At 55.4% G+C, this 12,591-nt stretch carries 9 protein-coding genes; 5 read left to right on the top strand and 4 right to left on the bottom strand.

What is annotated here, in order from left to right; translation table 11 throughout:
- Positions 1-17: 17 nt before the first annotated feature.
- The 3 genes from yidC (at position 18) to B7364_RS17360 (ending at position 4,560) form a co-directional block, all read left to right on the top strand.
- Positions 18-1,844: a membrane protein insertase YidC gene (gene yidC, locus B7364_RS17370; RefSeq protein ID WP_085341304.1), complete on the top strand. Its 1,827-nt coding sequence runs from the start codon at positions 18-20 to the stop codon at positions 1,842-1,844.
- A gap of 50 nt (positions 1,845-1,894) precedes the next feature.
- Positions 1,895-2,503: a ribosome biogenesis GTP-binding protein YihA/YsxC gene (gene yihA / locus B7364_RS17365; RefSeq protein ID WP_408606361.1), complete on the top strand. Its 609-nt coding sequence runs from the start codon at positions 1,895-1,897 to the stop codon at positions 2,501-2,503.
- Between the two features lie 389 nt (positions 2,504-2,892).
- Positions 2,893-4,560: a hybrid sensor histidine kinase/response regulator gene (locus B7364_RS17360; RefSeq protein WP_085341303.1), complete on the top strand. Its 1,668-nt coding sequence runs from the start codon at positions 2,893-2,895 to the stop codon at positions 4,558-4,560.
- An 8-nt stretch (positions 4,561-4,568) separates the two neighbouring features.
- Here B7364_RS17360 and B7364_RS17355 read toward each other — a convergent pair whose 3' ends face one another.
- The 4 genes from B7364_RS17355 to B7364_RS17340 form a co-directional block, all read right to left on the bottom strand.
- The gene (locus tag B7364_RS17355) at positions 4,569-6,869 is read right to left on the bottom strand and encodes a sensor histidine kinase (RefSeq protein ID WP_085341302.1); all 2,301 of its coding nucleotides are present in this window, start codon (positions 6,867-6,869) and stop codon (positions 4,569-4,571) included.
- Positions 6,870-6,977: 108 nt separating this feature from the next.
- Entirely contained in the window at positions 6,978-8,417 is a 1,440-nt protein-coding gene (locus B7364_RS17350; protein WP_198534322.1) for an NAD-dependent succinate-semialdehyde dehydrogenase, read from the bottom strand.
- Between the two features lie 35 nt (positions 8,418-8,452).
- Entirely contained in the window at positions 8,453-9,760 is a 1,308-nt protein-coding gene (locus B7364_RS17345; protein WP_198534309.1) for an NAD(P)/FAD-dependent oxidoreductase, read from the bottom strand.
- A gap of 67 nt (positions 9,761-9,827) precedes the next feature.
- Positions 9,828-10,817, bottom strand: coding sequence for a DUF808 domain-containing protein (locus tag B7364_RS17340; protein WP_085341299.1), 990 nt, complete (start codon positions 10,815-10,817; stop codon positions 9,828-9,830).
- 275 nt (positions 10,818-11,092) lie between these two features.
- Between B7364_RS17340 and B7364_RS17335 the strand changes: the two genes are divergently transcribed.
- Positions 11,093-12,139, top strand: a complete 1,047-nt coding sequence (locus tag B7364_RS17335) for a MaoC family dehydratase (RefSeq protein WP_085341298.1) — start codon at positions 11,093-11,095, stop codon at positions 12,137-12,139.
- Positions 12,140-12,553: an HIT domain-containing protein gene (locus B7364_RS17330; protein ID WP_085341297.1), complete on the top strand. Its 414-nt coding sequence runs from the start codon at positions 12,140-12,142 to the stop codon at positions 12,551-12,553. It begins immediately after the preceding gene.
- Positions 12,554-12,591 lie beyond the last annotated feature (38 nt).

Genomic DNA, 12,591 nt, shown 5'->3' with positions numbered 1-12,591 from the left:
TGATAGCAAGGACCCCAATGTCCCCGTCTCCACTGTCTCCGCCACCCTCAGCGCCTGATACCAAGAACCTCGCAATCGCGATCGGCTTGTCTTTAGCGATCTTGCTTGGCTTCCAATATTTTTATGAGATGCCGCGCGAGAAGGCGCGTATGGCAGAGATGGCGCAGAAGCAGGAAGCCCAAGCCGCCGCACAAAAATCTGCTGCGGCGCAACCAGCTGTCACGCCTGTGCAAGCAGCAGCAGCAGCAGGACAACCCGTCAGCCGTCCCGATGCGCTGGGTTTGAGCCAACGTATTGGCATTGATGCGGATGCGGTCAGCGGGACGGTCTCGACTTTGGGTGGCCGGTTCGATGATTTGGTGCTGAAGCGCTATGATGAAACCATCAAGAAAGATTCCAAAGCGGTGACGTTGTTGCATCCGCAAGGCACGGCCGATGGATATTACGCTTTCTTTGGCTTTACAGCGCCCGATGGCAGCGCCGGCGCTTTACCAGGGCCCAACACGGTCTGGCAGGCCACTCCGGGCGAAAAGCTCACGCCAACGACACCCATCACCCTGACCTATAACAATGGTCAAGGTCTGACGTTTAAGCGTGTCGTGAAAGTGGATAAGAATTATCTGTTCACGGTCACAGACACCGTTGTGAATGCCGGTGCGGCACCCGTGACGTTGCAGCCTTATGGCGCGATACGTCGCCACGCAAAGCCAAAAGAGCCACCTAATGGGATCAACCACGAGGGCATGGTTGGCGTATTTGATGGCAAGCTGAAATTGATGAGCTACCAAAAGCTGGAGAAGGGCGAGGCTCTGCAACAAGCCAGCACCGGTGGCTGGCTCGGCATCACCGATAAATATTGGCTTTCCGCCCTGATTCCCGATCAAAAGACCAAGGTAGACGGAGCCTATAAAGTTACCCAATTGCCGAATGAGGAAGTGTTTGAAGCCAGCTTCATTGCCGCACCGGTTGCCTTGGGTGCGGGCCAAAGCTTGACCACAACACAGCACCTCTATGCCGGCTCAAAGCGCGTGTCGGAATTGCGCACTCTTGGCCAAGAACTCGGGCTGCAGCGCTTTCAAGATGCCGTCGACTGGGGGATGTTTTGGTTCCTGACCAAGCCATTCTACGCCATGCTGATGTTCTTCAATGGCTTGATCGGCAACAATATCGGCATTGCCATTCTGATGGTCACCGTCGTGATCAAGGTCGTGACCTTCCCCCTAGTGTATTCCAGCTATAAGAGCTTTGCGAAACTGCGCGATCTCGCCCCCAAAATGGCGGAGATCAAAGAACGCTTTGCCGCCGATGTGCAGCGCCAGCAGCAAGAGACGATGAAGCTTTATCAGACGGAGAAGATTAATCCCGTCGCTGGCTGTATTCCAGCTTTGCTCCAAATGCCGATCTTCTTTGCCTTGTTTAAGGTTCTCTCGATTTCGCTCGAATTGCGTCATGCACCCTTCTACGGCTGGATTTCTGACCTGTCGGCCAAAGATCCAACCACGATCTTCAATCTCTTCGGTCTGCTACCCTATGACCCGACGGCAATCCCCATTATTGGCACCTTCTTGGCGATTGGTGCTTGGCCGATCCTGTACGGTGTCTCGTTCTGGTTGTTGCAGAAGATGCAGCCTACTGCGACCGACCCGCTGCAGGCACAAATTTTTGCGCTCATGCCGTGGATCTTCGTCTTCGTATTCGCGGGCTTTGGTTCGGGCCTCGTGATCTATTACACTTGGTCAAACCTGCTGACGATTGTGCAGCAATATGTGATCTCGAAGCGGTCAGGTACGTCTAACCCAATTGACGAGTTCTTTGCAAAACTCGGCAAGAAAAAGTCTGCCTGATTATGTCTGAACCAATGGCTCCGATGCGTGACCTCCCGCCGGGGGAACGCTTGTTTCGCTTGGAGCCGCGCTTTCTGTGGGCCGCCAAGACGATGTCAGACTTGCCGCCCATGGGGGCACCTGAAGTCTGCTTTGCAGGTCGGTCCAACGTCGGCAAGTCCAGCTTGGTAAATGCTTTGGTCGGGCGCAAAGGTCTCGCCCGGGCCTCGTCAGAACCCGGGCGCACCCGCGAACTGATCTTCTTTGCCATCGCCGGCAAAGATGAAGTTGAGCGTATTCGGATTGTTGATCTACCCGGCTATGGCCATGCAGTGGCATCAAAGGCAGAGATCGCGCGCTGGAACGAAGCAACGCGTGACTTCTTGCGTGGCCGCGCCACTTTGAAGCGGGCCTTTGTTCTGGTCGACAGCCGCCATGGGTTAAAGCCAAATGATCTGGACGTGATGCGCATGCTGGATAGTTCTGCCTTGTCGTATCAAATCATCCTGACAAAGGTCGACAAATTGAAGAAGGGGGAGCTGGACGCGGTGCTTGCTGCCACAAAAGAGGCCCTCAAGAAGCGTCCCGCTGCACATCCTGAGGTTATCCCAATTTCTTCGCATGAAAACCTCGGCATTGGGCAATTGCGAGAGGAAATCGCTTCCTTATCGGTAACGTAAAATTTTTCATTCAAATACAGTCTGATATTCGCCAGTTAGGCGAAAATAACCCAGTATTTGGCGCGCGCAGCTAACTCCTTCGCCTTTTTTGGGACTGGAAGACCTCACTACTCTAGATTTTCTGACTGATGCTAAGGACTTGTTTAAAAAAGCCCCCGTTTGCTTGACCTAAAGTTAAGGAGTTTCTGCGACATTTTACCCAAAAACGTGGGCAATTTGGTCGGTATGGGATTCATAAACGCAATGGTGCAGAGCTTCACGCCTCTCCAAATGCTACAAACTGGGCGACGCATGCAGCCAAGCAGCTTGCGCGTGCCGGCCCGGCTGCGTTGCCCTGTTGGACTTGCGGGTACGGCCTTTGAGACCGGCCTTCTGGACTGGGTGCCCATATGAGTTCGCCCGCCGCAAGCATTGATCATTTCGTCCGAACAGACTTTGCACGGGTCTTGGTTGTGGACGACGATCCCATCCTGCGTGAATTTGCCGTCTCCCACCTCGCTAGCCCCAGTATCGAGGTAAGTGTTGCAGAGGATGGGCTGATTGCGCTGGAAGCTTTGCGTAAAGGTGACTTTGACGTGGCGCTCGTCGATCTCGACATGCCGAATATGAATGGCTTTGAGCTGATGGAAGCCATGGGCCGCGATCCGCGTTTGATGGGTCTGCCGGTTGTTGTCATTACCGGGCGCGACGATATGGAGGCAATTGATTTGGCCTTTGCCGCTGGCGCGACCTCCTTTGTCGTCAAGCCGATCAATTGGCGTCTAATAACCCATCAATTAGCTTATGTGCTTCGAAACAGTCGGTCTGAGGCGGCAATCCGCCAAGCCCGGGCTGCGGCGGAATCTGCCAGCAAGGCCAAAAGCATATTCCTCGCCAATATGAGCCATGAAATTCGTACGCCTCTCAATGGGGTCATTGGTTTGGCCGGGGCTTTGAGCCGGACCCCACTTAGCGATGAGCAGTTCGAAATGGTTAGCCTCATCCGTCAGTCGGGCCAGACGCTTGAGCGCTTTTTGACCGATATCCTTGACGTGTCCAAGATCGAAGCAGGCAAGCTTACCCTTCAGGTCGACACGTTCGATCTTGTCGAGGCGATCGAGGCGGCTGTGCATTTGATGCAGACAGCCGCGACGGAGAAATTCCTTAAATTCGGCTTGAGTTTTGGGGAAACCGCGCGCGGGCTTTTCAAAGGGGATGTCGTCCGCATTCGCCAGATCGTTTCGAACCTAGCCTCTAATGCGGTTAAGTTCACCAAAGAGGGCCAGGTTACGGTTCAGGTCGATGTGATCGAACCCGAAGTCGACGGAGAGGTGGCGACCTTAGTCGTCAAGGTTTCCGACACGGGTATCGGGTTTGATAAAGAAGCCCGCGCCCGCTTGTTCAATCGCTTTGAACAAGCCGACGGATCAATCACCCGCCAATTTGGTGGCACAGGTCTTGGCTTGTCCATCTGTAAGGCCCTGTCAGAGATGATGGACGGCTCTATCAGTGTCGTGTCGATTCCGAACGAAGGCTCAACCTTTACCGTCAGGCTGCCGCTGAAACGGTCTATGCCACTTGATGCATTTGACATCCTGCGCGCGATGCAGCCTGAAGTGCCGAAGCAAAATGTGGCGACCTCGGGCGCGGCAGAGCGCCTCTTGCGCATTCTACTGGCCGAGGATCATCCAACCAATCAACGCGTTGTGGCCATGATCCTACAGCCCTATGGTGTGGACCTTACCGTCGTGGAGAATGGCGTGAAGGCCTTGGAAGCTTTCCAAGCTGATAAGTTTGATGTCGTTTTGATGGATATGCAGATGCCCGAAATGGATGGCTTGAAGGCCACACAGGCGATCCGGGCTTTTGAATTGACCGCCAACCGCCCCCGCACGCCCATTGCCATGCTCAGCGCGAACGCCATGAAAGAGCATGTCGAACAGGCCTTACAGGCCGGGTGCGACGTCCATATTGCAAAGCCTGTCACGCCTGAATCCTTGGCGAAAGGGATTGAGGCGGCTCTCGCGGGGGCCATAGCCAATCATCCAGATGAAAGCCCCGCCTTGGCGCGTGCCTAAGGTCCAATTCAACTCACAAGATCGAGTTCGGGTGCGGCATGCAAATGGGTAGCTTTTGCGGGGAGATAGCAAGACACGGTAACCCCTTTGGCATTGGGGGAGGCCAGAGACACCCAGCCGCCGTGTAGTTCAACAAAGCGCTTCACCAAAGCGAGACTGACGCCAGCCCGCCGGTCGCCATCGGCAAAGCCTTCAAAAGCAGAAGCTTGCCGCGCCATATCTATGCCCGGCCCAGTATCGCTGACCCAAAGCCGAACCGTATCGTCAAAGCGACGAGCACCAATCGTGATGGTGTCGCCTTTGCCCGTAAAGCGCAGCGCATTGGATACCAGATTGAACAAAATCTGCCGGATGCGCGCTTTATCTGCCCGAATGATCCCGGCGCTTTCGTCACACTCAACCACAATCCGCACTTGGTCGTTGACGGAATTGGTCCGCGCGATCTCTGCCGTAACTTCTAGGGTTTCGGCCAGATTGACGTCGCCCAAGTCTAGCGACATTTGTCCGGCATCAATCATGGCGAGGTCGAGAATATTCTCGATCAGCTTTTCGAGTTGGCTGGACGCAATGCTGATTGAGTTCAGATAATCTGACTGGGCTTCAGTTAACGTGCCGCCAACACCTGCTGCCAAGAGTTCGGCATAGCCCCCAATCGTCGTAAGCGGTGTACGCAATTGATAACTCACATTACGCACAAACTCGGTTTTTAGGCGGTCGGCATCTTGGAAAGCCGCGGCCTTGTCGCGCAGAGCAGTTTCCACTTCGCGCGCAGCAGTCACGTCAGCAAAGGCCGCCAGCGTTGCACCATCGGGCAGGGGGCGGGTTAGCCAAGTCAGGCTGGTGCCATCGGCGCACACAAATTCACCCTGTTTCTCTTGTCGTGAACGAGGTGAGGGATCAGAAATCCGGGCCTTTAATTCACTCCAAAACACGGCGTCGCGATGGACCAAAATTGCACGCTCTGCAACCAAATCAAATTCGGGCAGTGCGTCTAAGAAACTTTGGTCGAGGCCCCACATGCGGGCGAAGGCACTATTGGCCAAGGAGAGCCGCCCGTCAGCCGTGAACACCGCCACGCCTTCGCCAAGCTTGTCCAAGGTGGCGCGCTGTACCTCGATCAATGTTTTGAACCGGGCTTGCAGACCCATCTTATCGGAGATGTCCTCAAACAGGATCAACAGACCACCTGAAGGCTGGCGCTGGCGGGCCACGCGCAGAATACGACCATCAGGCATGGTCCACGTCTCATCAGGAATCAGGCCGGGTTCCTGGTAATGCGACAGCTCCTTCGCTTTCCAGGCGGCAAAATCGCGCGTCGCTGCAATCTTGGCAGACTGGCGCAACCGGTCCAGCCATTCGCCATGGGTTGGGCCATCATTCAACCACGCATCCTCAAGGCCCCACAAATTGGAGAAGGCGCTATTGTGCGTTGTTAAGCGTCGACTGGAGTCAAAAACAGCAACCGCGTCGGTAAGGTGGTTTAAGGTTTCCTCGTGCGCTTTGGCTTCGCGGGCCAAGGTGTCGCGCACCTCAATCTCTTCTGTAACGTCAAATGCAATGCCCGACGCACCGTCGTCGGCAGGAAAAAGACTGATCCGCAACATGCGACGCTTGCCATCAATGGTAACCGCTCTGGTATGGGTTGAGGCTTGGCCCTTGGCCGCTTGAGCGGCATCATCACGCGCCTTTTGATCAAGCGCGCAATCCCGGGCGCGTGCATCTTCGAGATCGACCGCTTCAACGGCCTTCAAATACGACGTATTGGCCCATAAAAGAGCACCTTGGCTATCGGTTCGCCAAGCCGGGAAACTTGCCTGTCCAGCCCCAGCAAGATCGCCTGCAGCCGCACCGGGGGTCAACCAGACAATGGCCTTCGCGCCGTGGGGCTTGCCCATAACTTCAAGTCCCAAAACCGATAAGGTGAAAGCTTCTCCGCGCTGACGCAATTGCGTAAGGCGGGTGCCAAGCTCAGCGGAGGCTGCAACCAAAGCTTCTAGGATATCAAAGGTACTGGGTTCTTCGGTTGGGCTTTGTGCCTTTAGATCCAAGCGTTTGAGGAGCGTTGACCGCGTTGAGGCGTCGGCCTCCTCCTCGGGTTCGCCCCAGCCTTCGCCATCATCATGATCGGGCCAAACCAAGGCGACCGAGCCAGAAGCAGCAATGGCGGCACTGGCACGGGGGCTCGAAATGGGAACACGCCTTTGCTTGCCATAGCGATACGCCAAATAGCCGGCCACGGCCGCGGCTCCGCCCGCGGTGACGACATCACGCCCCCATTGGGCTAAAAAGGCTGACAAGTCTAATGGCACTTTCTGTACGCATCCACTCGTTTTGATTCACTTTGTTAAGTCTAAGCTAAGATTGGTTAACAAAGATTAACGCCGGGCGATTGGATGCACCTTATGCACAGTTTCGGCTTAGGAGATTCCGCCGAGATAGACGTATTTGAGCTCCAAATATTCTTCGACACCGTGGTGCGATCCTTCGCGGCCTAGGCCGCTTTGTTTGATGCCGCCAAACGGTACGCCTTCAGACGAGGTTAGCCCCGAATTCACGCCCACAATCCCCGTTTCAAGCGCTTCGGCAACCCGGAACGCGCGGGCCAAATCCTTCGTATAAAAATAGGATTGAAGACCAAATGGCGTATCATTGGCGGCAGCAATTACTTCTGCCTCGGTCTTGAAGCGAAAAATCGGTGCGACCGGACCAAAGGTTTCTTCCTGTGCAAACTTCATTGAACTGGTCACCCCCGTGATCACGGTGGGTTCAAAGAACGTGCCCCCTAGCGAGCTGACTTTGCCGCCAGTTTGAAGGCTGGCACCTTGGGCTAAGGCATCGGCGACATGGCTTTGAACTTTGGCGAGAGCTGCCTGGTTGATTAGCGGGCCCTGTGTGACGCCTTCCTCGGTCCCTGGTCCCACTTTCATGGCGGCGACTTTGGCCGTCAGTTTGGCAACGAAGGCATCATGGATGTTTTCTTGGACATAAATCCGATTCGCACATACGCAGGTTTGGCCCATGTTACGGAACTTAGACGCCATGGCCCCGTCTACGGCCGTATCAATATCTGCATCATCAAAGACGATGAAGGGTGCATTTCCGCCAAGTTCAAGTCCCAGTTTTTTGACCGTATCAGCGCATTGGCGCATCAAAAGTTTGCCAATTGGGGTTGAGCCTGTAAACGACAGCCCCCGTACGATCTCGCTCGCGCACCACGCTTGACCGATGGCGACGGCATCGCCCGTCACAACGTTCAATACACCCGCTGGCACGCCCGCCTCACAAGCCAAATCCGCGAGGGCGAGTGCGGTGAGCGGGGTTTCTGGGGCGGGCTTTAGAACCATGGTGCAGCCTACCGCCAGCGCGGGACCTACTTTGCGTGCAATCATGGCCGCCGGGAAATTCCAAGGCGTGATGGCTGCCACGACTCCCAAGGGCTGGCGTAAGACCATGATGCGGCCATCGGCTTTTGGTGACGGAAGCGTCTCTCCGCGGATGCGCTTGGCCTCTTCAGCAAAAAACTCAATGAAAGACGCGGCGTAAGCGATTTCGCCGCGGGCTTCGGATAGTGGCTTGCCTTGTTCTGCCGTCAAGATCTGCGCCAAATCTTCTAGGTTGGCCATGATCAGGTCAAACCACTGGCGCAGAATGGCGCTTCTTTCCTTTGCGGTTTGGCTGCGCCAAGCAGGTAGGGCGGCATGGGCCGCGGCAACAGCTTTTTCCGCAGCGTCGTGACCCAGTCTGGGCACTTTACCCAAAACAGCCCCGGTTGCGGGGTTGAAAATTTCTTCATCGCCGTCGCCGATCCAGTGGCCATCAATGAGACATTGGGTACGGAGTAGGCGTGGATTAGACAGCTTCACGTTTTGGCCTCCTCAGCCGTGGCTTCGCATCACGGTAATTTATCTCGCAGCGCATACCAAGACATGGCTGCGGTCAAAAGCGGCCAGCGGAGCGCCCGGCCACCTGGGAAATGGGGTACGGGCATACGGTCGAGCACGTCATAGTCACGCTGTTGACCCAAAACACATGCCGCAAGGATGCGCCCAAAATAAGGTGCTAAAACAACGCCTTGACCCGAGTATCCAGACGCAGACAGAATGCCGGGCCTGATTTGACGCAAAAAAGGCAATCGGGTTGGGGTGATGCCGAGTGCTCCACCCCAAGCATGGGTAACCTGAATAGCGCTGAGGTCGGGATAGATTTTAACCAGATTGCGCCGCACGAAGCTTTCAACGTCTTTCGGCCAGCTAGGCGTGTATTTTTCGCCCCCCCCAAATATCAAGCGATGATCGGCTGTCTTGCGCCAATAATTGACGACAAAGCGCGTATCCATCGCCGAATCATGGTGCGGCAAAATTGGGCTCGTGATCGGTAAGGGCTCGGTTGCGACGACAAAGCTGCCGATTGGCAGAACGCGCGCTTCGACATCAGGTTCGATGCCGTCTAAATAGCCATCGCCGCACAAGAGGATATGCTCCGCCACGACCCGACCATTTGCGGTTCTGGCAAAGCGCTTGCCGCCGTTGACGCCAATTTCAAGGACGCGGCTGTTCTCATGCAGATCCGCTTTAGCGACGAGGGCCGCTTGCGTCAGCCCATAGAGTAACTTGAGTGGGTGCACGTGCCCAGCCGATGGGTCGCGCCAGCCGCCATGATAAGCGGAGGTTCCAAGCGCCTCCTCAACGTGCTCACGATCCAGCCGATGGGGCCGTTCATAGCCATACTCGCGCGCCATAAATTCCGCGTCTTCATCCAAGGCTCGCATCAGGCCCGGGGTGTGCGCGGCAAAGATTTGCCCCGGGGCCCAATCGGCCTCAATTTGCAAGTCCCGCATACGTGCCAAAAGGTCCGCTTTGGCTTCTTCGGCGAGCAACCATAGCTTACGGGCATCCTCGCGGCCCATGCGTGCTTCAAGCCATTTCTGGTCATGCCGCCAGCCAGAACAGGTAAGGCCACCATTTCGGCCCGAAGCACCCGCACCCACTTCGTTGGCTTCTAGAACAACAACCTTTAGTCCAGCTTTGGCCAGATCAAGCGCTGCTGACATGCCGGTAAAGCCTGCTCCAACGACAACGACATCTGCCCACACTTCCCCAACAAGGGGTATGGTGCGGGCAAAGGGACGCTTCGCTGATGCGTGATACCACGTGGTGGGCGCGCTGGCTGCAGAGCAAACATGACGCGAAGGAGAATGCACGGCTGTCATTTGTTATAACAAATGAACCATCCAAGCATCTAGGTCAAGCAGCTCTAAGTCCTTAACCTCAAGCCTTTTGGCCGAATAAGCCCTTCACGCGGCTAAAGGCGGGGACCAAGGCCTTGTGCGCGATAGGTTCAACAATCGCTCCTATAACCAGACCAATTACTGCAGCAATCGCAGCGCTCACGAGCCAGGTCACAAAACCTGAAAGCGCGGGGACACTTGCTGCCACCGACGTCGCGAACCCATGGATCACCTTCTCGGGTGTGGGGTAGCCAAGCTCATAGAGGCCATGCACCATAATGCCGCCGCCAACCCACAACATGGCAACCATGCCAATGTAACTGAGGACCTTCAAAAACACGGGCATGCCTAAAACGAGGCCGCGCCCAAAGGCCGCAATCGCGCCATTGGCAGAGCGCGCCATAGCCGCACCTGCGTCGTCCGCCTTCACAATCAAAGCAACGGCTCCATAAACCAAGACCGTCATGCCGATGCCGACAACAGCCAAAACACCACCTTGCAGCCATAGAGGCGCGGTTGCGACGGTAGATAAGGTAATGGCCATGATTTCTGCGGATAGAATGAAATCGGTCCTGATTGCACTGGCCACTTTCTCATTCTCAAGCTCAAGAGAGGTCTTGTCACCATCATCGGTGACGTCATCCTCGCCGTGGTGGTCATGGGGGCGGACTAGGTCCATGACCTTCTCATAGCCTTCCATGCACAGATAGGCTCCGCCCAACATCAAAAGCGGTGTGATAATCCAAGGGGCAAAAAAGCTCAGGAATAAGGCACCTGGCAGCAAGATGATGATCTTGTTTTTCAGCGAGCCCCAAGCAATCTTGCCAATGATGGGGAGTTCGCGTTCCGAGGCAAAGCCAACGACATAGCGCGGCGTAACAGCCGCATCGTCGATCACAATGCCAGCAGCTTTTCCCGCGGCCTTGCTGCCAGCTTTTGCCGCTTGAGCCGCTGCATCATCCAAGCTTGCAGCCGCAATTTTCGCGATCGCTGTGACATCGTCCAACAGCGCCAATAATCCTGAGCTCAAATCATTACCCCCAAAACGGATCCCTAGAGCCCAAGATATAGGCCTTTTTGGGCCTAAGCGCTATGTCCCGCGACATGCATGATCCCGATAAATCCCTCTTCAGCCAGTTTCGGCCGTCCTAAGGAGGTGACGCATGTCGAGCGACCTAAACTCGTCCAGAAAGAAGGGACCTGATTCAATGTCAGACTTGTGACCTTCGGTCGCCAGCCCCAAGCGCTTCAAAGCCTTGCAGGCAGGCCTTTGGCTCGCTAACCAAAACGCAGAAAGGCTGCTTGATGACCAAATCAAATCCGGGACTATTTTTTGAAGATTTCCATGTCGGCATGGTTTTGCGGCACGCGACCCCAAAGACTGTCACAGAGGGCGATGTCGCGCTTTATACCGCGCTAACAGGATCGCGCTATGCGCTCTATAGCTCAGATGCCTTTGCGCGGGATGGTGACTTAGATGCCGCACCCATAGACCCTTTATTGGTGTTTCATACGGTGTTTGGCAAAACAGTTCCGGACATTAGCCTAAATGCGGTTGCGAATTTGGGCTATGCCGATGGTCGTTTCCTCGGTCCAGTGTTCCCGGGTGACACGTTGTCGGCTGTTTCCGAAGTGATCGGCGTTAAAGAAAATTCCAATGGGAAGACCGGCGTTGTTTACGTGCGGACGACTGGCTTCAATCAGCAAGGCGAAGCCATCCTGAGTTATGTTCGTTGGGTGATGGTCCATAAGGGCGACCCTAGCGCGCCAGCGCCAACGCCGGTTATCCCGCACTTGCCCGCCTTCGTCGCACCCCAGGACTTACCCGCTCCCGTACCGGCATGGTCTGGGACTTATGATTCTGAATTGGCGGGCTCGCCTTATGCATTTGAAGATTATCAGATCGGGGAATGCATCGACCATGTGGATGGGATGACGGTCGAAGAGGCTGAACATCAAATTGCGACGCGCCTGTATCAAAACACGGCAAAAGTGCATTTTGACTCTGTCGCCCAAGCCCAATCCAAGCAAGGTAAGCGTTTGATTTATGGCGGTGTTGTGATCTCAATCGCGCGGGCCTTGGCATTTAATGGACTGGCCAATGCAGCTGAAATTCTAGCGATCAATGCCGGGCGGCACATCAATCCGTTATTCGCCGGCGATACGATTTATGCGTGGAGCGAGGTTCTCGACAAAGCGCTGTTAAGCAATGGCCATGGCGCCCTGCGTCTGCGCTTAATCGCGACAAAAAATGTCTCGGCCTATGACTTCCAAGGCCCTGAAAGCCCTGACGCGATCCTGGAGTTTGACTATTGGGCTGCGATCCCGCTTCGCTCGAGTTTTGTCAGCTAAATGGCGTTTGCACTCGACCCGAGACTAGAAGCCGATACGCTTTTTGTGGCGCAATCTCGCCTGTGCGACGTGCGGCTGATGAATGACTCGCGCTATCGGTGGCTCGTGCTGGTGCCACGTGTCGCTGACGCTGTGGAATTGTTTGATTTGCGGCCAGAAGATGGGCAGCAAGCTTGGAAAGAAGTCCTAGCACTCGGCAGTTTGGTCGGCGGCCTGCCGGGAGTTGATAAGGTCAATATTGGCGCTCTGGGCAATATGGTACGCCAGCTTCATATCCATATTGTCGGTCGGCATGTGGGTGATCCAGCTTGGCCCGGACCAGTTTGGGGGCATAGCCCGGCTACGCCTTATAGCTCCGACGAGGCAGCGGCATTGATCAACCGCGTCGCAACCTTCGTGTCGAGCCTCGATTAAGCCCTATATTCATCGCCTCAAAATCCTGTCATGACATC

It is taken from the genome of Aquidulcibacter paucihalophilus (genome assembly GCF_002105465.1).
GTDB classification, from domain to species: Bacteria; Pseudomonadota; Alphaproteobacteria; order Caulobacterales; family Aquidulcibacteraceae; genus Aquidulcibacter; species Aquidulcibacter paucihalophilus.
Note: the sequence above shows the minus strand (reverse complement) of the source record. Positions and strands in the feature narration are given on the sequence as shown.